Genomic DNA, 26,970 nt, shown 5'->3' on the forward strand with positions numbered 1-26,970 from the left:
ACTTTGCTACCTTGCTGCGTCAGATTTGGACGTACACGCGATGCGTTATGATAAAACCCGAAACATCCTGGAATTGGCACGGGCCCTGGCTAGCAGCGCCGAGGGTCTGACGCTGGACGAGATGTGCGAGGTGACGGGATGCGAGCGACGCACTGTTGAGCGCATGCGGGACACCATCCGCACGGTGTTCCCACAGATGGAAGAAGTTCCGGATCACCCGAAGAAGCGGTTCCATATTCCGAGGGGGCTCGACGGCTTCTTCCAGGACCCGACGACCGAAGAGCTGAGCGATCTTGGCGTCGTTGTTGCCGAGCTCAGCGAGTCCGGAGCAACCGCGCGCGCTACGTCGCTCGGCGGGCTTGAGAAGAAAATCCGCGCAGCCATGCGGCACGGGCGCCGCCGCGCCACCGAGACGGATGTTGAGGCTTTGCTGCGCGCCGAACGCATCGCGATGCAGGCGGGACCGCGGCCGACGGAGGACCCGGCCGTTCTCATGATCCTTCGCCGTGCGCTTCTGGAGATGAAAATGTTGCGCTTCATCTATCATGGCGGCTCAAGGCCGGGGGCTTCGCGCGACGTCGCCCCTTACGGCATCATCTTCGGCCGAATGAATTATCTGATCGGCGCCGATGCCGGCACGGCCAAGCCGAAGCACTGGCGGCTCGACCGGATCGAACAGCTCGAATGCCTGGACGAGACTGCGTCGCCTCCGGCGGACTTTAACCTCGCGGTGTTCGCCAACACGGCTTTCGCCTATTTCGAGGGCGAACAGGAAGACGTAGTCTTGCATATCCTCCCGAGCGGCCTGGAGGATTTCAAAAACCATCGGTTTCATTCAACCCAGACCGTCGATGCGCACCCCGATGGCGGCCTCATCGTGCGCTTCCGCGCCAGTGGCATGCTGGAGCTGGCGTGGCATCTCTTCACCTGGGGCAACAAGGTCGAGATCGTCGAGCCGCTTTCCCTGCGCCAGCAGATCACCACCGAATTGCGCGCCGCACTGGCGCATCACGAAGAACCCCTGCGTTTCGCCTACGTCGCTGACCCGAAGAAAGCATCCTAGCCGGACGGCTACGTCCAATTCTGTCGCACCCAACTTCCATTTTCCCGCATCATGCCTTCGCTTTCCGCCTCACGCCTCAATGATTATCTCGGCTGCCCACACCAGGCCGCGCTTTGGCTTGCCGGCATCAAGCCGGCCGAGGACGCGGACGCGACCTTGCAACTCATCCGCGACAAGGGCTTCGAACATGAGGCCGCCGTGCTGGCGCGGCTCGAAGAGCGCTTCGGTCCTGCCGAGCACATCCCTTCGGATGCCAGTCTCGCCGACCGCACTCGCCTGACGCGAGAAGCCATCACGCGCGGTGCGAAGTTGATATATCAGGGCGCGCTTATCAAGGATGCGTGGCTCGGCTATCCCGACTTCCTGGTGCGAAACGGAGATGACGGCGCGACCACCTTCGAGCCCGAGGACGCGAAGCTCGCGCGGTCGGCCAAAGGGGAATATGTCCTGCAACTTGGGATCTATGCCGAATTGCTGGAAGAGCTGTTCGGCATCCCCGTGCAGGGCGGCGTCATCCACGTCGCAGCCGGCGAACCGGTGCCCTTCGATCTGCGGCGCACACGCTTTATTCTCCGGCGGCTGATGCGCAGCTTCGAGCGCTTCGTCGCCAAAGAGAAACGCGCCACCAAGCCGCGACCCTGCGCCGCCTGCCCCCAATGCGACTACAAGGCGCGCTGCGAATCCGAATGGCGCGAAGCCGACAGTCCATTTTTCGTGGCAGGCGTCAGCGGGGCACAGGTCACAAAACTCGCGGCGGCCGGCGTCACCACGCTCGCGCAGTTGGCGGCTCTGCCGGCGAACGCCAAAGTCGATGGCATGGGTACAGAAACGCTGGAGAAGCTGTCGGCGCAAGCCCGCCTTCAGGGCGCGGCCCGCGCGAGCGGCCAGCACGGCTTCGAACTGCTACCTTACGCACGCGGGCGCGGCTTTGCGATGCTTCCCGTCCCCGACGGCGGCGATCTCTACTTCGATATGGAGGGCGATCCTCTGGCAGGCGAAGGGCTCGAATACCTGTTCGGCATCTACGGTCGCTTGAACGGCTCGCACGAGCCGGCCTTCCAGCCCATCTGGGCGCATAATCCCGCCGATGAGAAGGTGGCGTTTGAAAAGCTGATGCGCCTTCTCATCGAACAGGTGCGGCGCCATCCGAACGCGCACATCTATCATTACGCCGCCTACGAGACGACCGCCCTCAAGCGCCTTGCCATGCGTTACGCGACGATGGAAGCGGAGCTCGATCAACTCTTGCGCGAGCGCCGTTTCGTCGATCTCTACCGGGCCGTCGTACAGGCGATGCGCGCATCGACCGAGAGCTATTCGATCAAGGACCTCGAAGCTCTTTATTGGCGCGCGCGTAGCGGCGAGGTACGCACGGCTTCCGACAGCATCGTCGAATACGAGCGTTGGTGCCTGACCAAAGACAACGCCATCCTCGATTCGATTGCCGCCTACAACAAGGACGACTGTGTTTCGACGGCACAGCTGCACGCCTGGCTTGAGAAGCTGCGTCCGCCCGGCATCAATCTTGAGATTGTCGACGATACTGCCGGCGAGAAACGCGAGCAGTCGGCCGAGCGCGCCCAGCTTGAGGTCCGCAAGCAGGCTCTTGCGGTGGCCGTGCGGACCTGTCCCCATGGCGACGCGCGCATGCGCGACCTTATCGCCGAGCTGTTGTGGTTCCACCAGCGCTCGCAGAAGCCAGGCTGGTGGGCTCTCTTCGAGCGGCAGGCCTGGTCGGAAGATGAGCTGGTTGACGACGCCGAAAGCCTCGGCGGCCTTCAACGCGACACCTCGAAAGCGCCTGTGCCGGTCAAACGGTCATTTGACACGGCATTCGTCTTTCCGCCGCAGGACACCAAGCTCAAAGTTGGCGACATGCCGCGCATTGCCGAAACGATCGGCAGTGCCGGCACGATCATCGAGATTTCAGCGGAAGATGGCCGTGTCGTGCTTCGACGCGGCGCGAAGGCTCCAGTCATGCCGGACCGTTTCAGCCTGGTTCCGGCACCGATCAATTTGCAAGGCGTCCCGGAGGCCGTTCTGGACTTCGCCAATCGCTTCGTCAGTGGAGCGAGCCAGGAAGATCAGGCACTGCTCGATATTCTGATGCGCAGCACCCCGCGCTTGAAGGGCCGAACGACCGGATTGCCGATACGCCAGCCGGACGAGCCATTGACCGACGCTGTGATCCGCGCCGTCGCCGATCTCGACCATAGCTATCTCTTCATCCAAGGACCGCCCGGAACGGGCAAGACCTATACGGCCGCGCTGGCGATCGTCACGCTGCTCAAGGCCGGCAAGCGCGTCGGTGTTTCCTCGAACTCGCACAAGGCGATCAACAAGCTGCTTGCCGAGGTTGATGCGCGCGCCGCCGAGGCGCAATTCCGCTTTAAGGGCGCCAAGAAGGGCAACGACGGCAAACCCGAGACTGAATACGACAGCACCAACATCGTGACGGTCGTTAAATCGGAGGATGTGATGCCGCAGCACAGCCTCGTCGGTGGGACTGTGTTTCATTTCTGCCGCGACGATCAGCGCAACGAGTATGACTATCTGTTTATCGACGAGGCCGGACAGGTGTCGCTTGGCAATCTCGTCGCGATGGGGGCCGCCGCGGCCAATATCGTGCTGGTGGGCGATCAAATGCAGCTTCCCCAGCCGGTCCAGGGCGTGCATCCGGGCGAGACCGGCCTCTCAAGCCTTGAGTACCTTCTGGAGGACCGCGCCACAGTGCCGGAGGACCGCGGCATCCTTCTGAACGAGAGCCGCCGCCTGCATCCGGCACTCTGCCGATTTATTTCCAATGCGATTTATGATGGACGCCTCGGCTCGCATCCATCGACGGAGGCCCGATACCTGCGCCTTCGGCCCGATGCTCCTGGTGCGCTTCGGCCGGCTGGATTGTCCTTTGTCCCGGTCGGGCATGATGGCTGCACTCAGTCAAGCCGCGCCGAGGCCGAGGCGATTGCCGAGCTCGTGCAGGCGCTGTTGGCGCAAGAGGTCATTAGGGATGGCAGCGCGTCGCCCCTCACCCTCGACGATATTCTGGTCGTCGCTCCCTATAACTTGCAAGTGAACCTTCTAAAGCAGCTCTTGCCGTCGGGCTCTCACGTGGGCACGGTGGACAAGTTTCAGGGGCAGGAAGCCGCGGTCGTGATCGTCTCGATGACGACATCCAAAGGTGTCGAGGCGCCGCGCGGCACCGAATTCCTGTTCAATCCAAACCGCTTCAACGTTGCCGTAAGCCGTGCGCAATGCTTGGCTCTTGTCGTTCATGGCGCCCAGCTGCTCGAAGGCGCGTGGACGAAGATCGACGACCTTCGCCGCCTGAATCTATTTGCTCACGCCGAATCAATCGCGCTGAACCGACCGTGAGCGCACCTGTTTTTGAGTAGAAAGTTATGTTGAGAGCGCCGTTCAGTTCCGAGTTTGATCCTTCCGAGGAAGCCGAAGGCAGTACCGATCCGTTGGGACTGCTGCCCAGCTACGAACGTCTCGCCGACCGCTTGTTGCCAGCCGTTACCGTACGGATGGGCCATCCACGCTTCGTAACGGCCATAGCGGTCGGCGCCCGCCTATTGGACGATTGGGACGACGATGCGGTTGCCGCAGACGGCATAACGCCGCCATGGCTCGTGTGGGAATGGTTTGTCGTCGAGGCGTTCGTGCGCTCGCAGAACTCCCCCTCAGCGAGGTCCGGCGTTCCCGGCATCCAGAAAGTTAGGCGGGCACTCCGCGACCAACGGCCTGTCTGTGCGACGGCCTATCTCAAAACTCCGAATGCGTTTGGCTTTACCGGCGTGTTTCGGCGCCTTGCCTATCGAGTCGGGATCATCACTGACGATGGCGCGCTCGACGACGGCGGCTATGAACTAGTTTCCGCATGGGCAACGGATCAAGGGCTCGACGGCTTCCTCGACGGGTCCGGGGGCGCCGGGCACGCCTTTCGTGAGCGGCTTCGGCGTGCGGTTGCTCAAGGCATGGACAAGGGACACACCACATACCAGTCTGGGGAGTTCTGGCGAGAGCTCGCGAGCCGCCTCGATCCGACAGCACCGGGCCGCCGCGAAAAAACAATCCTGACTGAGCGCATTTTATCACGTGCCGGCGACGCCGAAATGATCGCGCACCTCAAAGACGCCCTGGTTGGGCAAGGTGGCGTCAGCGGGCGGGACCATGAAGCATCCTTTCTCCGAAAACTTGCTCGCAAGGCTCCCGCCGAGCTTCAACAACTGCTCACCGCGATCGATGCGTATGAAATGTTTGGGCGCGTGATCACCGACGCGTTCGATGGCTTGCGCTATTGCGCATCGAGTAACGGTGGCGCGCCGGTAGGCGCCCAGATTTTCTCTGCGACAAAGTCTGCCCAGTCCGCGCTCGCACTCTTGGCCCCCAGCCTCGCGCGTGTTCGCTCCCATCCAACACTGCTGGAATGGGAACACGACGAGAAAGGCATTGCACAAGCCGTCGACCGGTTCGACGAGGTTCGAACCACCGCCGACCTCTTTGATGCAATCCTCCATCATCACGATCAAGTTCAGAGCAAGAAGCCCCCACATGGGAAACGCGCTTGGTTCGAGCGTGGCCCGCACGGGCGGGTGGTTTTGCGCGCCGGCTATACCCTGCCCGAACCGCCTTCCGGCAAGGGCGGCTATGTTCACGAATATCGCATTCCAACTTTTTCCGGTTTTCTCTCCGACTTGGGAGTCCTTCAATGAGCGCTCGGCGTTCGTCGGCTTCCGAGCAACCGCGGGCGCGCCTGCTCGACCTTTGGACCCGCGAGGAAGCTTTTGGTCGCCCGCTCGGCTGCGTGGCAACAAGCTTTACGTTCGACGCCGAGCATTTTGAAGAGCAGTGCCTGGCGCGGTTCTTGTCGATCCAAAGCAATCCCAACGAAACCGCGAAAGCCTACCTCATCGAACGTGAAGAAAAGCTTGCTCAATGCTTCGCCTGTGTCCTTGTCGATGCCACGCATACCGCCGCCAACCGCAGCTTGCGTTGGCATATGTTGCCGGTCCGATTGCCGGGCGGCGGCATATTGCACGCTAAGCTCACCCTGCTTGTGTGGGAGAATTTTATTCGGGTTCTGATCGGGTCCGCCAATCTGACGGAACCTGCTTACCGCCGAAATCAAGAGGTCATGGCCACGCTCGATTTCGGTCCCGAGAGCAATGCTGCACCCGAACTGCTGCGCGCGTGTATTGCCTTCCTCCATCGCGTGCGAGGGTACGCCCCTGGCATCGATCGTACCGGCAGCGGACCACAAGTCGCTCTAGCGGACTTTTTATCATCCGTGGATCGACGGGCTCGCTCATTGCCGCCCGCGGATCGTGACGATGCCGAATGCGCGTTGATACCCCTCGTCCCCGACGGGGATACGGTCATTCAGCAACTCGCCGCACGGTGGGTTGGACCACGGCCGGACCGTGCATGGGTGCTGAGCCCGTTTTTCGACGAGGAGACCCGTGCCGGCGCCACAGCAGAAGCTTTTGCAGCCCTTCTCACGGTGCGCGGTAAACGTTGGCTAAGCTTTGCCGGGCCCGGACGGACCCTGCCGGACGGAACGGTGCAGATTGATGCACCAGCAACGCTCAAGAAATCTTCGCATCCATCACTCCAGCATACGTTTGCAGTCGTCGAACAGCGCATCGAGATCGAAAGAAAACAGGAAGATCGGCCGCTTCACGCGAAATCCGTCTGGCTGGAGCGCGGCGACCGCGCTCTCTACATGCTTGGATCGAGCAATTTCACGGCTGCGGGGCTTGGCCTCCACCCCCGGCACAATATCGAATTGAACCTCGCCTACATCATCCGTGATCGCGCGTCGCGTTTCGGAAAGCTCTGCGCGCAGTCGTGGCCACACGAGAATGAACTCGAGGACATCGAGAGTGTCCAGTTTCTCGGCGGATCACCTGACTCGGCCGACAACTTGGATGCTCCACCCTTGCCGGCCGCTTTCGGCCTGGCGCTATTCTGCCTGGACAAACATGGCGCGCGCCTTGAACTTGAGATCGGCACCGACGCGCCGCTGGTCTTTGAGATCCTGTCCAATGAGCACGGATCACTCCTAGACAATCAGGGCTGGGCAAGCAGCGGAAGTCCGCATGCCGTCGTTCTTCCCTGGGACACGAAGCGACCTCCCAGCTCGCTCGAAGTTCGCTGGCATGACGCTGCGAAGCACGAATGGAGCGCGCCATGGATCGTGAATGTTGCCGATACGTCGGCCCTGCCGCCACCCGATGAGCTCGGAAGCCTTTCGCTCGCGGAACTTATTGAGATTCTTACGTCCGCGCGCCCGCTGCACGAGGTTGTTCTTCGTATCCTTCAGCGCCGGGAAAGCCAGAAACAGCCTGGAACGGCTATCGAGGTTGATCCGCACAAAAGAGTCGACACAAGCCAATTCCTGCTGCGTCGCATGCGGCGCGTTGCCCAGGCGCTGGAGGGTATGCGTGAACGCATGCAACAGCCGGTGAGCTCCCTCGACGCTCTTCGCTGGCGCCTGCGCGGGCCGATCGGACCCGTTGCCCTGGCCAAGCGGCTCTCGGCCGAAGATTCGGAAGGTGCAGCGTTCATGATCGCCGAGGTCGCCGCCACACTGCGCAGCGTCGTGTGGAGGCCTTTGGGCACGCTCGACAAGCATGCCATTGGCCTCGAAGTCAGCGAGATCACCCGGTCATTGCAGGAGCTTGCCCACGCGGCACCCGCCCCGTCCGGTCTTGCCGCCTATGTCGCGACCTCTTTTGAGGAGCTGCTATCGTGACTTGGCCCGTTGATACCGGCGATCTCGGCGAGCGTCTCGATCTCAGAAACGATCGCGTCAGCAGCGAGGATGCGTTACGGCAACAGCGAACGATCGCGGAGATTCTGCGCCGGCTCGGCAATCAGCCAGGCATCGTGCTGGCCGATGAAGTTGGCATGGGTAAAACATTTGTCGCGCTTGGCGTTGCGATGAAGGCGGCCCTCTCCGACCGCGGGAAGCGGCCCGTCGTCATCATGGTGCCCGCTTCACTACACGAGAAATGGCCTCGCGATTTTAAGGTATTCGTCGATCGCGCGATCCAGCGCTCCGATGACAAGGCGCTTCGCGCCAAACCTGTTGCGTCAGCGCTCGAATTTTTCCGACTCATCGATAGCGAAGCCAGGAACCGTCCGCAGATCATTTTTCTCAAGCATGGAGCTTTCCATGTGCAGAACATTGATCAGTGGGTACGTCTCGCACTGATCAAGCGCGCGATCAGCGGCATACATCTCGGCGAAAAGCGAAATGCGTTGCCCAGGTTTGCCGCCGACTTGCTGCGAACCAAGTCCTCCTACAATGACCCGGAGCTCTTCGCCAAGCTGCTGCGTATCCCCAATCGAGAATGGCGGCTCGTCATCAACGAACACTATCGGGCCCGCCCCGATCTTCAACTCCATGACACGCCCATTCCCGAGGCGATTCAGAAAGTGCTCGATTCGAGCGACATCGATGTCGCCGAATTGCGCGACTGCTTGCGCGAATTGCCTGCCAGGGAGTCGGCTTTCATCAACGAGCGACTGGAGCGCGCACGCCGCGCGATTAACGATGCGCTGCGAACGATGTGGCCATCGACCCTCGCGAAAGCCCGGTTTCGCTCTCCCCTTCTGATCATGGACGAAGCCCATCATCTGAAAAATCCGGCGACCCGCTTGGCGTCCCTCTTTGTGACCGATGAAGCGCGGGAGGATGCCGGCACCATCACGGGCGCGTTGGAGGGGTCGTTCGAGCGGATGATGTTCTTGACGGCCACGCCATTTCAGCTCGGGCATCATGAACTGCTAAACGTGATCGACCGATTCCGCGGCGTGGCCTGGAAAACGATGCCCCACTACACAAAGGAGCAGTTTGAAGCGGAACTGGAGGCGCTCGGTAAGACACTGGACTGCGCACAACACCGCGCGGCCGAACTCGACAAGCGATGGGCTTCCCTCCGTGAAGGCGATCTCGTCGATAAAAGCGGCCGGGAGGTGTCTATCGACGATTGGTGGCAAAGTGCCGCCGCTGATTCCAAGGATCGCCCGGAACGCATTCAAATGGTCATGCGATCCTTCCATCAGGCCCAGGCCGCGATGAAAGAAGCCGAGGCGCCGCTGCGCAAATGGGTTGTCCGCCACCTGCGCGATCCAATGCTTCCGGGCACCAACGTGCCGCGGCGTTCGCGACATTCCGGCCGGGCGCTTTCTTTGTCGCTCGAAGGCGATGGCGGTCTGCCTGTGGGCGACGAGGCTTTGCTTCCGTTCTTACTCGCCGCTCGTGCCCAGGCTGTGGTTGTGCGCGAAGGCATAAAGGCCGGACGGGCGACATTTGCGGAAGGGCTAGCGTCGAGTTACGAAGCTTTCCTTGAGACGCGACGCAACGGATCGTCCCACGAGGACGAGGAACAGGAACTCAAGGCGGCGCTGCCCGGCCAGCTCGTTAACCGTTACGTTGAGAAGCTGACGACGGCGCTTCCCGATGAAGCTGCTTATGCCCAGCATCCGAAGATTGCCCCGCTGATTGCGCGGGTTCTCGATCTTTGGCGGCACCGCGAGAAAGTGGTGGTCTTCTGTCATTACCGTGAGACCGGGCGAGCCATCGTAAGGCACCTGTCGGCGGCGCTGGAACGACAGCTTTGGAGCGACGCTGCACAAAGATTTGGGCTTGAGCAAGAAGCCGTCCGAAAAGCCGTTGCCGATTTTGGGGCACGCTTCGACACGAATGGGGGCATGCGTCAGCCCTTGCACGAGGAATTGGCTCGGCGCCTCGCGCCTTACGTTGAATTGAGTAGCGAGGAGCGAAATCACATACAGGATGTCGTTCGGCGCTTCGTCCGAACGCCGCTGTTTGTCGCCCGCCACTTCGACATCGACGCGCGCTCAGGCGAATCCACATTGCGGGAGGCGTTCGGCACGCGCGACTTGTCCGGCATCTCCCTGGGCGAGAAGATCGATTCGTTCTTGAAATTCATCGCTAGGCGATGCTCGCATCCTGAGCGAAAGGATTACCTCGAAGCCCTGAGCCGAATGCAGCCGGGGATTCGCGGGGAAACCCTGCGCGAGAATGACGATGATTTGAGCCAGATGAAAGGGATTAGCGTGATGCCCAACATCCGGCTCGCCAACGGGCTGGTGAAGCAAGAGACGCGCCAACGGCTGATGCTAGCTTTTAATACCCCGTTTTTTCCGGAGGTCCTTGTCGCCTCAAGCGTGCTTGCCGAGGGCGTCGATCTCCACCTCAGCTGCCGGCATGTGATCCATCATGATTTAAGCTGGAATCCAAGCACCCTTGAGCAGCGAACGGGCCGTGTCGATAGAATCGGCGCCATAGCCGAAACGGTCCGAAAACCGATCGAGGTTTTCCTTCCGTATGTGGGTGGGACACAGGATGAGAAACAATTTCGTGTCGTCATGGACCGGGAGCGCTGGTTCCAAGTACTGATGGGCGCCGACTATCGAACCGATGAGCACTTTACCGAAAAGGCGGCGGAGCGGATTCCCCTGCCCGTCGCCGCTGCGAGGGCGCTCGCGTTCGACTTATCGGTCAAGTCTGCCTGCGATGCCCGGAAACATGAAGAGTCGCCAATTGGTGCGCGACAGACAACCTAGAGGTCAGGCGCTAACGCATAGAAAATCGCGACGGATCAGTAGTTGAGCGATGGTCTACTTTAATAAATACTTCAATAGCTTGCTAGCTCGACTTTCCAAGCCCATCACTATGCACTTCCAAGTTCGAACGAGCCTGGGCAGGAGCGGGTGAGACGTCTGAGTGACGAGGCTGACCAGTCAGGTGGTCGGCCGCGAAGGCGGTGACGCAACCAGGGGGTACTACGTCTCCTTGATCTGGATTCCGAGAAACGAGCCGCTAATATCTGCAAACATCAGCGCAACCCCCGACGCAAATGACGCCGGTGGCGCTCAACAAATGTAGGCGTCACCTCTCGATGTCAAAACAACGCAGCGAAGTCCTGATCCGAGTTACCGACGACGCCCTCATCGTGGCGAACGACGGCCGACCTGTTTCTCGCCTCGGTGTTCTTGCGCTCTGCGCGTCCGATCTCTCTGAGAAGAGTGGACGCGAAGACGAGAAACCTGAGGATTATCCCCATACGCCCGACAAAGAGCTGCTCCAAGCCATCGCAAACAGCGCCATCGGCGTGTATCGGGCCGACCCAAACCGTCCGAAGCGCGATTGTGTTTCGGCATGGAATAAGGACCCCCGTTTCGGGGTGATCGGCATCCAATCGGGACCCCGGGATAAGGGTCCACAGTGGCTTCCATCGAGTCATGGAAGCCGAGGTTGGGATGCTGGTGGTGGAGACGATTGGTAAGATCCGTCGCGCCTACTTTGTTGATGGTCGTCCGATCAAGGCGATCTGCCGAGAACTTGGCGTATCGCGGAAGGTGGTTCGCAAGGTCATTCGTTCTCAAGCGACGGAGTTCCGGTACGAGCGCGAGACGCAGCCGCTCCCGAAGATGGGTGCCTGGAGTGCCGAGCTTGATCGGTTGCTGGCAGGGAATGAGAGCAAGGCGGCGCGGGAACGGCTGACGCTGATCCGGCTATTCGAGGAACTCCGCGGCCTGGGTTATGCCGGCGGCTATGATGCGGTTCGTCGATACGCCCGACGGTGGACCAAGGAACGCGGCACCTCGACAGCGTCGGCTTATGTGCCGCTGAGCTTTGCACCAGGCGAAGCCTACCAGTTCGACTGGAGCCACGAGGTGGTCCTGCTGAGCGGCACCACGGTGATGGTGAAGGCTGCTCATGTTCGGCTCTGTCACAGTCGCATGCTGTTCGTGCGGGCCTATCCGCGGGAGACGCAGGAGATGGTGTTCGACGCCCACGACCGGGCATTCGCCCTGTTCAAAGGCACCTGCACCCGCGGCATCTACGACAACATGAAGACCGCGGTGGAGACGATCTTTGTCGGTAAAGGCCGTCTCTACAATCGCCGCTTCCTGCAGATGTGCAGCCACTATCTGGTCGATCCGGTCGCCTGTACGCCAGCGTCGGGCTGGGAGAAGGGGCAGGTCGAGAACCAGGTCGGGCTGGTCCGGGAGCGCTTCTTCACGCCGCGGCTGCGGTTCAAAAACCTCGACGAGTTAAACGCCTGGCTGCTCGACAAGTGCATCGCCTACGCCAAGGCTCATCGCCATCCGGAGCTGGTCGATCAGACGATCTGGGACGTGTTCGAAGCCGAACGCCCCAAACTCGTTCCCTATGCCGGCCGCTTCGACGGCTTCCATGCGGTGACAGCATCGGTCTCGAAGACCTGCCTGGTGCGCTTCGACAACAACAAGTACTCGGTCGCAGCCAGTGCAGTCGGACGACCGGTCGAGGTTCAAGCCTATGCCGATCGCATCGTGATCCGTCAGGATGGACGTATCGTTGCCGAGCACCCGCGATCCTTTGGCCGCGGCGATACCGTCTACGACCCCTGGCATTATGTGCCGGTGCTCGCCCGCAAACCCGGCGCCTTGCGCAACGGTGCTCCCTTCAAAGACTGGGTGCTGCCGGCCGCGATCGAGCGGATCCGGCGCAAGCTGGCCAGCACCGACGATGGCAATCGGCAGATGGTCGACATCCTCACCGCGGTGCTGACTGACGGTCTGTCCGCGGTGGAAGCGGCTTGTGCCGAAGCGCTCAGTCACAGCGTCCATTCCGCCGATGTCGTTCTCAATATCCTGGCCCGTCAACGTGAACCCGCCCCACCGGCCAACATCATGACGCCGGCCGCACTGACGCTCCGTCATGCACCGATCGCCGATTGTGCCCGCTACGACAACCTCCGGAGGACCATCTGATGGAACGAACCCAAATCTTCGACCTCATGGGCGAACTTAAGCTCTACGGCATGAAGGCTGCCTTCGACGAGATCATGGCAACTGCCGTCAAGCGCCAGCACGAGCCTCAACGCATTGTCGGCGACCTGCTCAACGCCGAGATCAACGAGAAGCAAGCCAGGTCGATCAAATACCAGCTCACCATTGCCAAGCTGCCGCTCGCCAAGGACATCGCCGACTTCCAGTTCGACGGCACGCCGATCAATCAGACTCTCGTCAATGATCTCGCTGGCGGCGGCTTCATCGCCCAACAACGCAACGTCGTGCTGGTTGGCGGCACCGGTACAGGCAAAACCCACCTGGCCATTGCCATCGCCAGAAGTTGCATCCGCGATGGCGCCAGAGGACGCTTCTACAACGTAGTCGACCTCGTCAACCGGCTCGAGACCGAGACCCGCAACGGTCGGCAGGGACGGCTCGCCGAGCATCTGACCCGCATGGACTTCATCGTTCTCGACGAGCTGGGCTATCTGCCGTTCGCGCAATCCGGCGGTCAGCTCCTGTTCCATCTCATCAGCCGGCTCTACGAGCGCACCTCCATCATTGTCACCACCAATCTTGCGTTCGGCGAATGGCCCAGTGTGTTCGGTGATGCCAAAATGACCACCGCGCTACTCGACCGATTGACCCATCACTGCGACATCGTCGAGACCGGCAACGACAGCTGGCGATTCAAAAGCCGCGACGATGTTCAAACAACCCGCGCTCGCGCCGTCTCCGCAACCCCGACCAGCTCCGACGACCCGAGCGCTACCAGCAGAGCACGCCGATCAAAGGGGTCCCTTTTGGATGCCGATAGGGGGTCCCAGTCGAACGCCGATTGACACGCGATCTCCGGCACGAAAGAGGCGTGACGGCCGATTACAGGGGCCGATATCTTTGGGAACTCCTTCAAAACGCAGACGACGCGCTCGCCGACGATTCCGCAGAAGCGGCCGAACTGATTGGCACGAAAGGGTTGGGGTTCATCTCGGTCCTGGAAATAACGGATCGGCCGGAAATCTTCTCTCGGCCGTTCGCCTTCTACTTCAGCAAGGCGGACACGGAGGCGCTGCTGCAATCAAGCCTAGGCAAAAAGGTCCGTGCTCCGACTTTCGAGATTCCGCATGCTGCCGACGAAACTCTCGAGATCACGGAAGTGCTGCAGCAGGGGTACGCCACGGCGATACGTCTTCCATTCCGAAACGCCGAGATCGCCGCGAAGGTGCGCGATGATGTACAACGTCTCGACCACAGGTTTCTCCTTCTGTTGCAGCATGTCGAACGGCTGCAGATCGAGGTATCCGGACGGCTCCGCAAGATCGGCGTCAGTCGGTCATCCGTCACTTCGGGCAGGGAGGAGATCGCTCTTTCTACGCGGGCCTTGGGCGCGAAGACGAACGTCGAACGTTGGACCAAATGGTTCCATCAATGGAATCACGAAGGCGAAGACAAGCGCTTGAGCGTGGCCGTGTGCCTGCCGCGAGGCGAGGCGAAGGCGGCCGAGCCCCGCGCCCTCGCGGAGGACGACAAGCCTCCGGTGCACGTCTTTTTCCCAACCGACGAAACGATCGGTGCGAGGGCGATCGTTCATGCGTCTCTGGATGTCACAGAAAACCGAAAGCATTTCCGTATCAGCGAACGGAACGCGCTCGTTTATCCACGGATGCGCGAGCTCGTCGCCAAGATCATCGCCGCGGTCCCGGCGGAAGTCGTTCTCGACGTGTTTGGCTCCGTCGATCCCAAGGCCGCGAGCGGCGCGGCGCGCGGTCTAGCTTCGGCGATATTGGACGCGGTCAAGGAGACATGCTTCGTTCCTACCATAGGCGGCGAAAAAGTGCGGCCGCGCGACGTGGTGGTCTGGACCGGGAAGTTCGGGACGGTTCTTCGGCACGATGCGGCCGAACTGAAGGACTACCGCCTTCTGCATCCTTCCGTGAGCGATCGCAACGCGGTGCTGCAGGCGTTACAGGCCAAATCGATCGATGCACACGACTTCTTCGGTGCGATGCGTTACTGCAGGAACGGCTCGCCGGCGGAGTGCGAAAGCGCTGTGGACGTGCTGCTGCACGAAGGCGCGCCGATACTCGGTTGGAACCCGTACTACGGTTGGCTGGAGCAGGTGCCGTGCTGGTGGACGGAAGCCGGATCGGCGCGATCGATCGCCGGCGGCATCCTGCTTTACTCCCGACCGCGGAATTGGCCGAAGTCCGTGCCGGCCGATGCGCTCTCGACGGAAGCCCGTCGTCATTTGACCGCCATTGAAACGGAGTTCTCCGCCGACGCTGCGGCGAAGCGCAAGCACGCGGCCTGGGATTGGGTCGTCAGGCGGTTCGTTCATAAGGGCGAATATCTCGAAAGGGCACTTCTGCCCTCGATGGAAGAGATGACCCCGCAGGAATGGGACGAGAGCGGGTGGCACGTTCTGCGCTGGTACCGCGAATGGTCGCCCGAACGGAAATTCGAGGACGTTTCAGGACTTCCGATCGTCCAAGACCGCGAGCTTGAGGGGGTAGATGTCTTTCGGCGTCGGCTGTCGCGGGCACTTCACCTGCCGACGGATAAGGGCTGGCGGGCGGCGGAGCAGTGCTACGCCGGTCTAACGTGGGGAGCACCCAAGTCGTTCAGAGCCTACTTCAAAGACGTAGAGAATCGCGCGGTAGTGCGGCCGCTCCGCGGTTGGCAGGAGCCGCTGCGGGGGCAGACCGACCTCGACGCCTGGAAGGGCCTTTTGCGCTTCGCGGGCGTGGCTTGGGAGCCGAAGCTCGTCGCGGCCCATTGGGGCGAACTCACTCGCGAATACGTCGACAGACATCTTGCGGAGTTCAACAGGAGCGAATTCGATCTTCAGATCGAGCACTTTCCGCAATGTCTTGCCACGGAGAACAGGCTTCTTCCGTTGCTCGAGGCGGGCAGAACGCTGCTGGCGACCACGCTCAGATATCCCGCGAAATATATCGCGCCGTCCAAGCAGAAGTATCAGACGTTGAAGACCAACTTCTCGCGTCAACAACTCGAAGCGGCCGAGTGGCTTCCCCACAGGAAGTCCCTGCTTTTTCCGAAAGGAGCGGTGGCAGCTGCCGATGCCTACCTGGCGGGAAAAGGAATAGAGGGACTTCTTCCCGAGATCGCCCTGCCCGACGTCGAGCCCAGGCGGAAGAACGAACTGTTGCGTTTCCTCAGGGCGATCGGCATCAAGGATTCCCTCCCGAAGGATGGATCCGCATGGATCGATTGGATGCAACGTCTGGCCGACGCATCTCGACACGCGCCGGCGGACAAGTCGATCCTATTCGAGGTTGCAAAGACACTCTATCGCCGGCTGTTCAACGCTGCCATCGACGATATCTACGCATTTCCCGGACTGCGCGTGCCCTGCTTCGCCGGAGGAGAGGATCAGGAGCATTTGGCGTTCGTCCGGGCGCACGAAGCGAAATGGCTCGACCAGGCGATCTTCGAGGCGCCGGATATACGGCATGCACTTTTGGCGCACGGCTATCGCATCTTCATCCTTTTCCTGAACCAAGCCGATGAAGCGGACAAGCTTCTCGGCATCGGTCGCCTTTCGGACGCGGTGTCGCTGACGCCGGTTTCCGGCGGGATCGACGAGGAAGGCACAGCCGTCTCCGGTGCACTCTATCTGTCGAGGATACGTGCTTTGCGCGCCGTGGTCCCCGAGTCCCAGCGAGCGTTGCTGAAGGAGGAACTACGGATCGAAGCGACGTCCCGCCTATCCATCTCGATGCTTTCCGGAGACGGAAGGGAAATCGCTGCCGCGGAAGTGCGGGCTTTCCGCAACCGGCACAGTACGCTGATGATCGCGGGCGACGGCGCCTACTGTCGCGCACTCGGATTGGGCCTCGCCCATTACGTGATCGGCAATCCCAGACATACCGCGATATTCGAGAACATTCTTTCGGCGGCGGATGAGGAGGAAGTGATCGAGCGACTCAGGGATCAGGGCGTTCCTGCTCAAGAGCTCGAGGCCGTTCATGCGGAGATGTCGAAGGAAAGAGCTGGCTCAAAGTTTGCGTCGAGCGATATCTCGACGCACGACGAAGCGAAAGTGAGCGAGACGGGTATGCCGGCGACGACGCAGCCGGCCGTAACGCGATCACACCCCGCTCCCGGAAACCCAATCGCGCCCGGAGCGTCTCCGACGATCTCCTCGACGGCCGGCCGATGGGAGAGGACGAGAGCCCAGATAGGGACGACCGGCCAGCCAGCTGTGCATGTGCAGCGCCTAGGAACGCAACCGTGGACGTCACGCGGTGATGGACGCGGGGATCCGGCAGCTGCTTCCGAAGCCGGACGGCACGCGGAAGACTGGCTCTACGCCAAGCTGACCGCGGCGTTTCCCGGGCGTCCGATCGCCAGAAACGAGCGTGACGTTTTGAACCGCGAAAGCGACTTCGTGATTCGGCTCGACGGGCGAGCGATCCACATCGAAGTCAAACGCCTTGGTAGCATGCCGGGACTCATCTACTGGTCGGATCTCGAGTTCGCAAAATGCGGCGCGATCGGCGATGAGTATTGCCTCGCAGTATTGCTTCCTCTGCAATTGCAGGACGACTACGAGGTTGCATGGATCTGGCGACCGGCCGTCGAACTCGCGAATGCCGAGCGGTTCGTCGATTGGATCTGGGAGGGACGAAGAAGCGACCAATTGCCCGATGGCGATTGGCAACCGACCTCACCGCCTTCGATGCCGCCGCGCAGCTTCACATACCGCGTAGCGTTGACGGCGGCGCTGGTGAACTCTTTGCCCCGGGACGCCTCCGATCTGGCTCTACTTAAGCACCGGATCGTCGATTTGCCGGCAACGCAACCGGCGAAAGCGGCGAGCTGCCTATAAACGGCAGCGGCGTTCCCCAGATATGCTTGGGTGCCCTGTTGTCGCTACGGCCTTTCTTACCAAAGGTCCGATTGAGGCCGATCTGGATGCAACCACCAATGTTCGTGCCTAGTGGTTTACGTTGAAGCCATCGGAGTCGAGGCTATCCGCTGCATCATTTTGCCAATGTAGGTTTCCTTGTCCTCCTCCTGGAAAAGGATGTTCCGTGCCTCCATTGCTGGCTTGTCGACCGCCCATAACAGTCGCATCACGTGCGAAGGCGTGTTTGAAACAATGAAGCTGCTCAGGGTCACCGACGGCTCATTGAGGCGTCGCTCGATGTCCTTGATGGTTTGGAAGAATTGAATCTTTGGTGTGTTTCGGCATGGAATAAGGACCCCCGTTTCGGGGTGATCGGCATCCAATCGGGACCCCGGGATAAGGGTCCACAGTGGCTTCCATCGAGTCATGGAAGCCGAGGTTGGGATGCTGGTGGTGGAGACGATTGGTAAGATCCGTCGCGCCTACTTTGTTGATGGTCGTCCGATCAAGGCGATCTGCCGAGAACTTGGCGTATCGCGGAAGGTGGTTCGCAAGGTCATTCGTTCTCAAGCGACGGAGTTCCGGTACGAGCGCGAGACGCAGCCGCTCCCGAAGATGGGTGCCTGGAGTGCCGAGCTTGATCGGTTGCTGGCAGGGAATGAGAGCAAGGCGGCGCGGGAACGGCTGACGCTGATCCGGCTATTCGAGGAACTCCGCGGCCTGGGTTATGCCGGCGGCTATGATGCGGTTCGTCGATACGCCCGACGGTGGACCAAGGAACGCGGCACCTCGACAGCGTCGGCTTATGTGCCGCTGAGCTTTGCACCAGGCGAAGCCTACCAGTTCGACTGGAGCCACGAGGTGGTCCTGCTGAGCGGCACCACGGTGATGGTGAAGGCTGCTCATGTTCGGCTCTGTCACAGTCGCATGCTGTTCGTGCGGGCCTATCCGCGGGAGACGCAGGAGATGGTGTTCGACGCCCACGACCGGGCATTCGCCCTGTTCAAAGGCACCTGCACCCGCGGCATCTACGACAACATGAAGACCGCGGTGGAGACGATCTTTGTCGGTAAAGGCCGTCTCTACAATCGCCGCTTCCTGCAGATGTGCAGCCACTATCTGGTCGATCCGGTCGCCTGTACGCCAGCGTCGGGCTGGGAGAAGGGGCAGGTCGAGAACCAGGTCGGGCTGGTCCGGGAGCGCCTCTTCACGCCGCGGCTGCGGTTCAAAAACCTCGACGAGTTAAACGCCTGGCTGCTCGACAAGTGCATCGCCTACGCCAAGGCTCATCGCCATCCGGAGCTGGTCGATCAGACGATCTGGGACGTGTTCGAAGCCGAACGCCCCAAACTCGTTCCCTATGCCGGCCGCTTCGACGGCTTCCATGCGGTGACAGCATCGGTCTCGAAGACCTGCCTGGTGCGCTTCGACAACAACAAGTACTCGGTCGCAGCCAGTGCAGTCGGACGACCGGTCGAGGTTCAAGCCTATGCCGATCGCATCGTGATCCGTCAGGATGGACGTATCGTTGCCGAGCACCCGCGATCCTTTGGCCGCGGCGATACCGTCTACGACCCCTGGCATTATGTGCCGGTGCTCGCCCGCAAACCCGGCGCCTTGCGCAACGGTGCTCCCTTCAAAGACTGGGTGCTGCCGGCCGCGATCGAGCGGATCCGGCGCAAGCTGGCCAGCACCGACGATGGCAATCGGCAGATGGTCGACATCCTCACCGCGGTGCTGACTGACGGTCTGTCCGCGGTGGAAGCGGCTTGTGCCGAAGCGCTCAGTCACAGCGTCCATTCCGCCGATGTCGTTCTCAATATCCTGGCCCGTCAACGTGAACCCGCCCCACCGGCCAACATCATGACGCCGGCCGCACTGACGCTCCGTCATGCACCGATCGCCGATTGTGCCCGCTACGACAACCTCCGGAGGACCATCTGATGGAACGAACCCAAATCTTCGACCTCATGGGCGAACTTAAGCTCTACGGCATGAAGGCTGCCTTCGACGAGATCATGGCAACTGCCGTCAAGCGCCAGCACGAGCCTCAACGCATTGTCGGCGACCTGCTCAACGCCGAGATCAACGAGAAGCAAGCCAGGTCGATCAAATACCAGCTCACCATTGCAAAGCTGCCGCTCGCCAAGGACATCGCCGACTTCCAGTTCGACGGCACGCCGATCAATCAGACTCTCGTCAATGATCTCGCTGGCGGCGGCTTCATCGCCCAACAACGCAACGTCGTGCTGGTTGGCGGCACCGGTACAGGCAAAACCCACCTGGCCATTGCCATCGCCAGAAGTTGCATCCGCGATGGCGCCAGAGGACGCTTCTACAACGTAGTCGACCTCGTCAACCGGCTCGAGACCGAGACCCGCAACGGTCGGCAGGGACGGCTCGCCGAGCATCTGACCCGCATGGACTTCATCGTTCTCGACGAGCTGGGCTATCTGCCGTTCGCGCAATCCGGCGGTCAGCTCCTGTTCCATCTCATCAGCCGGCTCTACGAGCGCACCTCCATCATTGTCACCACCAATCTTGCGTTCGGCGAATGGCCCAGTGTGTTCGGTGAGCCGATGACTTCATGATGCCTCCTTCTTCGAACGCTTGGTGCGTCGTACCCGATTGCGAAGCTGACGGATTTGGTCGTCTGAGAGCTCGATCTGCCATGGCTGGCCTTTGGCTAACTGACGACCTGCCAGCAATTCCCGCGCGAGATAATCGAACACCGTCTGCGGGGTCACTCCAAGCTCAGCCGCTGCGCCCTGAATTGAGAAGCTTCCATCGGGCCAGCGCATCGGATTCTTGTCCACGCCGTTGATTTTGACGGTGGGAATGCCCCAGCGGGTACGCAACAGCCAGACATTCTCGCCTTTGAAGGCGCAGCCTCGAGCCGCGACGAAGCCTTCCTGATTGAGTATTGCCGCGATCTCGGCATCCATTTTGTGTTCAGCATTCAACTCGACGATCCGTTGCCGCAACCGATCAATGTCGATGTAATCACGGTATGTCTGAACGCGCCGTTGCACGTGATGCTCGCTGGTTGCACCGGTCTGCCAGACGATCTTGAGCCACACCTGACCTCGGGTCCGCTTCTGATCAAGAACGACTTCGCGGATCACAAATCGCAGAATGCGCTTGCGATCGGCTGCCGACGTGGTGGCCGCGTTCCAAATCCGCGGCAGGTTCTCGCCGAGCGCTTGTAGCCCTGCGCATTCCGCCGGGCCAATCAGAAGCGGCTCTTGCCCGCGCCAACGCGCATGCTCCTGCTCGACCGCCTCTGCGACACGCAGCCTCTCTTCCCAAGCCCGCTCAAGTGAGCGCGCCACAAGACGGTTCTCGGGCTCTACGGCGTCATACTGGCGCCGAGCGCGCTCGGCCTCGTAGCGGGCGCGCTCCACGCGAAGCGCCCACTGGCGCTCGAGCTGACGGCTCTCCTGCTCCAGTTGGCCCGCGGCTGCGAGTGCGATCTCAATCTGATCCGGCACCAGGGCGTCGAGGACTATCCGCTCGACCAGCGCGTCAACCGCCAAGGCCCGGACTTCCTGGCACATTGCACTGCCTTGCTGGTCCCGATCCGAGCGGCAGCAATAGACCGGATAGTCGGCATTCGGGCCCGTGTAGCGCATGCTCATGCGCCGTCCACAACGACCGCAGACCGCAATTCCTTGTAACAGGGCTGCCCCCTTGCGCGGTACGCCAGAGTGACCTGCCTCATAGCGGCAGACGTTATCTGCCAATCGCCCCTGGTTGGCCATGAACTCCTCCCAGCTGATATAGCCTGGGTGAGCGGCGTGGAGGCAAACCGCCCAATCCGCGATCGCTACCTTGACCGTTCCCGTCAGCGATCCCCGCCGGCATCGGCTCGGGTCCTTTTGCCGGCGGCCATAAACATACGCCCCAGCATAGGCCGGATTCTGAAGGATATTAAGGACGCGTGTGCTATCTGGCGCACGCCAGACGATCTCGTGTGGAGAAGGTCCAAGCAGCGGCCGAACCGGCAAGGACAATCCATTCCTGTCCAAGTAGCGCATCACACGGCGCGCACTTTGCAGTTCCCGGAATTTAGCAAACACGAGATGAAGACGGGCGCGCACCTCCTCATCCGGATTGAGAACAATTGTGCCCGCTCGATCGTAGGCGAGCCCGGCCGGCAGCGGCAGCCGCAGTTCGCCCCGCGCCGCCTTCTGCCGTTCCCCTTGGTGAAGGCGCATCCGAAGCTGATGCAGCTCCGCCTCGCTCATGATGCCGGACAGGCCCAACAGCAGGCGGTCGTGATAGGCGCGCGGATCGTAAAGCCGCTCGCCATCCGCAATCAGCACGCCAAATACCGAGCACAGTTCGAGAAGCTGATGCCAGTCCCGGTTATTGCGGGCCAAGCGCGAAGCGTCGAGACTCACCACGAGACCGGCGTTGCCAAGGCCGATCTCGGCAATGAGCTTCTGGAAACCATGACGGTCCACGCCGCCAGCACCGGATTTGCCCAGATCCTCGTCAATCACCTGGACGCGCTCGGGCGGCCAGCCCAGACCGATGGCGCGATCGACAAGGCGGTACTGCAGCTCGGTGCTCTCCTGATGCTGGCGCACCTGGTTCACGGATGACTGCCGCACGTAGACATAGGCCAACTTGGCTCGGTGAGCCGTCGTGAGCCGCTCGTCAGCGACGGTCGAGCTGATCAGCACGACCCAGTCCCCTTCCGGGCGTGCCGGGGATCGCTTGCATTCGCCGCATCAGCGCGGCGATCGTTTGAGCAATCTGGGTTTGCGTCGCGGTCGACAGATTCGGCCAGAGGCGCGGAATATCGGCCATCGGACGGCCGGATGGATTTGCCAACGTTGGCAGGGGTCGATACGCAACGCGACCTGGGAGCGGTCGGTGGGTCATCGCGAATCACCTTCTCGTCGAGAAGGCTCAGACTCGCGCTCAAATGTTGCATCAATGGGATCAGCGTCCGTACACTGATGCGCGGCAGGTCGGCCGCGTTCGGGCGGAAAGCGATCGACGTCTCGGTAAGATCCGTCGACGCGATCCGAACCCCCCGCCGCCGTCCGTCCGGCAGCGCGACAACAACGTAGGCGGGACCGCGTCCCGACCGCTCCTTCAGCACCTCAAGCCGGTGCCCAAATAGGAAATGATGCGGGTCAGTGATCGTGACGTGAGACACGACCCGTTCAAGAATAGGGGTACTCTGCCGTGTTCGGCGATGCCAAAATGACCACCGCGCTACTCGACCGATTGACCCATCACTGCGACATCGTCGAGACCGGCAACGACAGCTGGCGATTCAAAAGCCGCGACGATGTTCAAACAACCCGCGCTCGCGCCGTCTCCGCAACCCCGACCAGCTCCGACGACCCGAGCGCTACCAGCAGAGCACGCCGATCAAAGGGGTCCCTTTTGGATGCCGATAGGGGGTCCCAGTCGAACGCCGATTGACACAGACGATCGGCGCTTCGCCGCGCGTAATGCGGCGCTCGTTCAAGCGCTGGGTGTGCTTGACGATGTTCTGGTCGTATTCCAGCAGAAGCTCGGTTGGAAGTTTGGTCAGGTTGAACAGCTGTGCCGTCAGCGCGTGATGGAAATGGTGGACGTTGTTCTCGTCCATCCCTTCCAGCTTCTCGTTACGCAGATGCTCGGCCAATTGCTCGAACCGCTTCACGTCGAACAGCGAGAGCAGCCACTGGTTCAGAACCAGCTTGTGAACGAAGGGAACCTGCGGTCGGCCATTGGCGCGCCGGCGCGCGGTCGTTGTCGCGCCGCGTGCCATCACAGGCCCTCCGTGTCGAACATCAGCCGGTGAAAGTCCTCTTCGATGAGGCGGACCTTCCATGTGTCATCGGCCGCTTTCAGGTTCTCCAGATTGTTGTCGCCGTTGACGTAGATGAGCCCGAATTCGCTGTCCTTGGCGGAATAGCCGGCGCGCGTGAACCACGTGTCGAGCACGAGATTGTCCTGCTCGGCGTTGCCGGTGAGCTTGCGCCAAATGATGAGCGCGCGGCGCCCATCCGGGGTGGTGCCGGTCACGGTGCGGAACCACCAAGGGCCGCCCGCATCCAGGCGCAACCGCCCCTTAAGGACGAGCCGTCCCTCGCTGTCCCGCTCAAACTCGGCGGCGAAGGTCTGCGGTGCGGCGATGCCCTGAACGGTGAGGCCGACCAGCCAGTTGAAGGTCTCCAGCAGGTCGACATTCACCTCCCGGCTTTCGTCCGATCCCGGGCGCTTCACCTTGAGCTGGTAGGCGGTCGGGTCCGTGAAAGCCTTGACGTTCAGAAGCGACTGACTGCCGCGCGTCTCCACGTCGAGCATGTACCGGAGCATGTACTGCTCTTTGAAGCGATCGGCGCCCTGCGCTTCAGCCGAAGTCAGGAGATCCTCCTGCCGCGCGGTGCGCACCGGCACGAGGTTGTTAAGTGCATCCTCGTACGATTCGAGACGAACGATCTTGATGACGGCGCTTCCTCCGTCATGTGAGCGCGGCGCGCCGCCTTTCCAATCGCTAGCGTAAAGCGCTTTGAGAATGCGCGGCTTGGTGAGCGTGTCGAAATAGTGGCCCATTTCAACAGTCAGAAACTTCCTTTGCCCGCCGTCTTCCCGGTTGGCCTGAATGATGGCGTGGGCCGAACTCCCGCTTCCGCCAAAGAAGTCCGAAAACCAGCTGTCCGCCTTGGTTGACTGGAGCACGAACTTCTTGACGAACTTCGAACTTTTCGGAGACAGGAACAGCCCAGACTCTCCGAACAAATTGCCGAGTTCGGCCTCGCCATCGTTGTACTCATAGAAGACGCTGGTGCCGATGTTTGTCTCTACTTCGTGGAGGAACCCTTTTGTCCTTGGAACCTTATTTTCGTCGTCTCCCCAAGCAATCCGCTTGTCCGCTTCCAGAGATTCGAAAGACCGGCGATCAGCATTGTTGTTGTCCGGCTTCGCCGGGAATTTCCATCCACTTTGCGGATGCGGACACGGCTTGCCGGTCACCGGGTGAACAGGCTTGTAATATCGGTAGTTGGGGTGGTTGGGGTCCTTGGTGGTTGGCGACTGCTTGGATGCGGGCGCGCCGGTGGGGATTTCACTCCATACCCAGAGCTTCGCCTGGCGTTGCCTGGCCTCCTCTTCCGGAACATACGTCCCTCCTGCGTCGCGATACTCAGCACGATTGTAGGGATAGAGCCCACGCCAGGGGTCCTGCCGCTTCGCGTCCGCGTCCCATTCCTGCCCAGTCCCTTCAACCTCGGCTCGATACTCCTCTTTGTGTTTTTCGAAGAGCGTCTGCAGTGCTTTCGACACGTCGCTGAGCGGCGGATAGTCGGCGTCCAATGTCGCGACCAGTTCCATGACTTCGGAAAAGCCGGGCTTGGGCTCACGGAACATGGCCTTGTCAGCTTCCACGGAAGCACGATTGCTCGCGTAGACCTCCACGTATTCGTGGTTGGTGGAATAGTTCGGCAGCTGGCTGTTGGCGGTCGCCTGCGTCCAGATCAGTTCCTCGATGTGGTTCTCTGCTCCGAAAACTTCATCGAGAGCGTGCTCCAGAATGGTTCGCTCCGTCTTGTCGATGCTCACGAAGATCGCCCCATCCTGTCTTAAGAGAGGATGGCAGGCGGCAATTCGATCTCTCATCAGAGTCGCAAAAGAGGAATGCTTGTAGTTGTTCTTATAGGGAATCGAGCTGCTGTCCGTATTGTAGGGAGGGTCGATGTAGATGGATTTTATAACATCGCTAAAGCGCCGGCGGGCTAGCGTGAGAGCGTGGAAGTTATCCGAGTGAACCATGATGCCACTCAGCGCCTCGCCCAATTGATCTTGCGAAGAAAGGACGCTCTCCAAAAACTGCACATCGAATAGGGTTGTATCTAGAACCAGTGATTGGTTCTGGCTCAGAAACTCAACGGATAGCGGAGCCGAGTATCCTTCCTTCTCTTTGATCGAAAAGAGCTTCACCCATTCCGCGCGCTGCGCATCGTTTGCGGCGATCTTCGGGTAAAGCTCTTCGGGAATCCGATCCAGCGTGATGCAATACTGCGTCTCGACGACGAACTTTTTCTTCAACCACAGCTTTTTCTGGAAATCCTCAAGCTGTGCAAGAAAGTCGATGATCTTGCCGGCAATCCGTCGGATCACCTTGATCTTCGAGAGATATTGTTCGACGCGCGGCGCGGTGTCCCTCTCGATATCGTCGAGATGCATCACCTCGTTTTTGACGTAGAAATCGAGCTCTCGGCGCAGGAAGCCGCCCAGGTCTTTGTGAATGAAATAGTCGAAGGTGTTGCGGGCGGTGTAGCGCCTTAAATGCCCTTCGAGGCGGGAATGGCCGGGCGTTTCGCCGTTCAGGTTCACATGCGGCTTGGCGAGTTCGGCAATCCACGACGTGAAGGCTGCATCAGTGACCGCCAGAATGCGACTGACAGCGGACGCCGTGAGGTCCTTCTGAGCAGGCGGCTTCTTTTTCCCTTCCCGCTCACTCTCCGGCCAGTCGGTCAACGTCGCTGGGCGATAGGCAAAGCGCAGAACCAGATCGCCATCTTCCTCGGCGATGAAATCCTCGCCCGCCAGGATGAAGACGCGATCCTTGCCCTCAGTCGCCTTGACGTTGCCGTGCTCACCCTCGGTAGCATCTACCGAGCCGGAAGTAAACACGCATGGGATTAGGGGCATCGTCCGGCTTCAGCCGGAAAGCGTAATCCCGCAGGTACTCGCTGGTCTTGATGTAATACTGGTCGCGATTGGCCCAGTGAAGTTTGACTTCCTCGCCCTCATAGGGGATCGCGTAGACGCCCGGCCTATAGACTCGCTTGGCAAGAAAATCGCCCTCCGAATAGTAGCGGCGGAAGAAACTGAACAGATGGTCGTAGACCTCGTTCTCAAGCCCGCCGATATCGACCGCGTCGTTGGCGAGCTTGGCGCGCAGGTCCTTGACCTTCGGCAATGTCTCGGGATCGGCGCCAAGGCTTTGAGCCTGCTGGATCGCCTTGGCGAGTTCCTTTTCCAGTTCCGCCTTGTCGGAAGTCTTATAGAGGCCGAACGCCTGCTTCACCTGCGGCAGCAGATCCTTGTCGAGGAACTGCGTCACCTCGGCGCTCTTGGCGTGCATGATCCGATAGAGGCCGAAATCCAAATCGGGCTGGTCGAGTTGGAACAACTCCTTGAGCAGGGTCTTCAGCTTCTCGAATTTCTGGCTCATTATGCGTCTCGTTTCTTGTTTAAATTGCAT

15 protein-coding genes and 2 pseudogenes are annotated in these 26,970 nt (G+C 60.8%); 11 read left to right on the forward strand and 6 right to left on the reverse strand.

The genetic code is table 11. The features are described from left to right. The first annotated feature begins 40 nt into the window (after window positions 1-40). The 8 genes from HU230_RS32890 to HU230_RS32925 all read left to right on the forward strand — a co-directional run bounded on the left by HU230_RS32890 (window position 41) and on the right by HU230_RS32925 (window position 17,735). Entirely contained in the window at window positions 41-1,063 is a 1,023-nt protein-coding gene (locus HU230_RS32890) for a helix-turn-helix transcriptional regulator (RefSeq protein WP_176534598.1), read from the forward strand. A gap of 51 nt (window positions 1,064-1,114) precedes the next feature. Then, window positions 1,115-4,438: a TM0106 family RecB-like putative nuclease gene (locus HU230_RS32895; RefSeq protein WP_176534597.1), complete on the forward strand. Its 3,324-nt coding sequence runs from the start codon at window positions 1,115-1,117 to the stop codon at window positions 4,436-4,438. Between the two features lie 26 nt (window positions 4,439-4,464). Next, window positions 4,465-5,781 carry a hypothetical protein gene (locus HU230_RS32900; RefSeq protein ID WP_210284349.1) on the forward strand — a complete coding sequence of 439 codons (1,317 nt, stop codon included), beginning with the start codon at window positions 4,465-4,467 and terminating at the stop codon, window positions 5,779-5,781. Next, complete coding sequence (locus HU230_RS32905; protein ID WP_176528455.1) at window positions 5,778-7,823, forward strand: phospholipase D-like domain-containing protein; 2,046 nt, start codon at window positions 5,778-5,780, stop codon at window positions 7,821-7,823. Before HU230_RS32900 ends, HU230_RS32905 begins: the two co-directional genes overlap by 4 nt. Beyond that, window positions 7,820-10,666, forward strand: a complete 2,847-nt coding sequence (locus tag HU230_RS32910; protein ID WP_210284348.1) for a DEAD/DEAH box helicase — start codon at window positions 7,820-7,822, stop codon at window positions 10,664-10,666. The genes HU230_RS32905 and HU230_RS32910 overlap by 4 nt, the downstream gene beginning before the upstream one ends. A gap of 696 nt (window positions 10,667-11,362) precedes the next feature. Further along, window positions 11,363-12,862, forward strand: coding sequence for an IS21 family transposase (gene istA / locus HU230_RS32915; protein WP_166309211.1), 1,500 nt, complete (start codon window positions 11,363-11,365; stop codon window positions 12,860-12,862). After that, window positions 12,862-13,725: an IS21-like element helper ATPase IstB gene (gene istB, locus HU230_RS32920; protein WP_166107168.1), complete on the forward strand. Its 864-nt coding sequence runs from the start codon at window positions 12,862-12,864 to the stop codon at window positions 13,723-13,725. The genes istA (HU230_RS32915) and istB (HU230_RS32920) overlap by 1 nt, the downstream gene beginning before the upstream one ends. A 26-nt stretch (window positions 13,726-13,751) precedes the next feature. Beyond that, window positions 13,752-17,735 (forward strand): hypothetical protein, encoded by a 3,984-nt coding sequence (locus HU230_RS32925; RefSeq protein ID WP_176534595.1) that lies wholly within the window; start codon window positions 13,752-13,754, stop codon window positions 17,733-17,735. 116 nt (window positions 17,736-17,851) lie between these two features. On the opposite strand, the gene HU230_RS32930 is transcribed toward HU230_RS32925, so the two are convergent. Then, a complete protein-coding gene (locus HU230_RS32930) occupies window positions 17,852-18,139 on the reverse strand; it encodes a hypothetical protein (RefSeq protein WP_176534594.1) in 288 nt (95 codons plus the stop codon). Window positions 18,140-18,200: 61 nt separating this feature from the next. On the opposite strand from HU230_RS32930, the gene istA (HU230_RS32935) reads away from it, so the two are divergent. Together istA (HU230_RS32935) and istB (HU230_RS32940) are read left to right on the forward strand one after the other, a co-directional pair. Beyond that, window positions 18,201-19,700, forward strand: a complete 1,500-nt coding sequence (gene istA / locus HU230_RS32935; protein WP_176535224.1) for an IS21 family transposase — start codon at window positions 18,201-18,203, stop codon at window positions 19,698-19,700. Then, a pseudogene (istB, locus tag HU230_RS32940) lies at window positions 19,700-20,326 on the forward strand (IS21-like element helper ATPase IstB); the annotation flags it as partial. The gene istA (HU230_RS32935) and the pseudogene istB (HU230_RS32940), both read left to right, overlap by 1 nt. A 15-nt stretch (window positions 20,327-20,341) precedes the next feature. Here istB (HU230_RS32940) and HU230_RS32945 read toward each other — a convergent pair. Beyond that, window positions 20,342-22,444 (reverse strand): recombinase family protein, encoded by a 2,103-nt coding sequence (locus tag HU230_RS32945; protein ID WP_176529005.1) that lies wholly within the window; start codon window positions 22,442-22,444, stop codon window positions 20,342-20,344. Then, the gene (locus tag HU230_RS32950; protein ID WP_224497196.1) at window positions 22,419-22,571 is read right to left on the reverse strand and encodes a hypothetical protein; all 153 of its coding nucleotides are present in this window, start codon (window positions 22,569-22,571) and stop codon (window positions 22,419-22,421) included. The genes HU230_RS32945 and HU230_RS32950 overlap by 26 nt, the downstream gene beginning before the upstream one ends. A 378-nt stretch (window positions 22,572-22,949) precedes the next feature. On the opposite strand from HU230_RS32950, the pseudogene HU230_RS32955 reads away from it, so the two are divergent. After that, a pseudogene (locus HU230_RS32955) lies at window positions 22,950-23,198 on the forward strand (ATP-binding protein); the annotation flags it as partial. On the opposite strand, the gene HU230_RS32960 reads toward HU230_RS32955, so the two are convergent. From HU230_RS32960 to HU230_RS32970, 3 genes are read right to left on the reverse strand one after another with little or no spacing between them, the layout of a single operon-like run. Then, a complete protein-coding gene (locus HU230_RS32960; RefSeq protein WP_176534593.1) occupies window positions 23,125-23,529 on the reverse strand; it encodes a hypothetical protein in 405 nt (134 codons plus the stop codon). The pseudogene HU230_RS32955 and the gene HU230_RS32960 sit on opposite strands and share 74 nt — an antisense overlap. After that, on the reverse strand, window positions 23,529-26,396 hold the full coding sequence (locus tag HU230_RS32965; protein ID WP_176534592.1) for a site-specific DNA-methyltransferase: 2,868 nt from the start codon (window positions 26,394-26,396) through the stop codon (window positions 23,529-23,531). The genes HU230_RS32960 and HU230_RS32965 overlap by 1 nt, the downstream gene beginning before the upstream one ends. Then, the gene (locus HU230_RS32970) at window positions 26,359-26,940 is read right to left on the reverse strand and encodes a hypothetical protein (protein WP_176534591.1); all 582 of its coding nucleotides are present in this window, start codon (window positions 26,938-26,940) and stop codon (window positions 26,359-26,361) included. Before HU230_RS32970 ends, HU230_RS32965 begins: the two co-directional genes overlap by 38 nt. Window positions 26,941-26,970 lie beyond the last annotated feature (30 nt).

It is taken from the genome of Bradyrhizobium quebecense (assembly GCF_013373795.3).
GTDB lineage: Bacteria > Pseudomonadota > Alphaproteobacteria > Rhizobiales > Xanthobacteraceae > Bradyrhizobium > Bradyrhizobium quebecense.

Bases quoted from the DNA above. Each gene is read 5' to 3' on its own strand.
- istB (WP_166107168.1), top strand. From the start codon at position 12,862: ATGGAACGAACCCAAATCTTCGACCTCATGGGCGAACTTAAGCTCTAC.
- istA (WP_176535224.1), top strand. From the start codon at position 18,201: ATGCTGGTGGTGGAGACGATTGGTAAGATCCGTCGCGCCTACTTTGTT.
- HU230_RS32960 (WP_176534593.1), bottom strand. From the start codon at position 23,529: ATGGCACGCGGCGCGACAACGACCGCGCGCCGGCGCGCCAATGGCCGA.
- istA (WP_166309211.1), top strand. From the start codon at position 11,363: ATGCTGGTGGTGGAGACGATTGGTAAGATCCGTCGCGCCTACTTTGTT.
- HU230_RS32895 (WP_176534597.1), top strand. From the start codon at position 1,115: ATGCCTTCGCTTTCCGCCTCACGCCTCAATGATTATCTCGGCTGCCCA.
- HU230_RS32950 (WP_224497196.1), bottom strand. From the start codon at position 22,571: ATGGCCGATATTCCGCGCCTCTGGCCGAATCTGTCGACCGCGACGCAA.
- HU230_RS32890 (WP_176534598.1), top strand. From the start codon at position 41: ATGCGTTATGATAAAACCCGAAACATCCTGGAATTGGCACGGGCCCTG.
- HU230_RS32900 (WP_210284349.1), top strand. From the start codon at position 4,465: ATGTTGAGAGCGCCGTTCAGTTCCGAGTTTGATCCTTCCGAGGAAGCC.
- HU230_RS32905 (WP_176528455.1), top strand. From the start codon at position 5,778: ATGAGCGCTCGGCGTTCGTCGGCTTCCGAGCAACCGCGGGCGCGCCTG.
- HU230_RS32970 (WP_176534591.1), bottom strand. From the start codon at position 26,940: ATGAGCCAGAAATTCGAGAAGCTGAAGACCCTGCTCAAGGAGTTGTTC.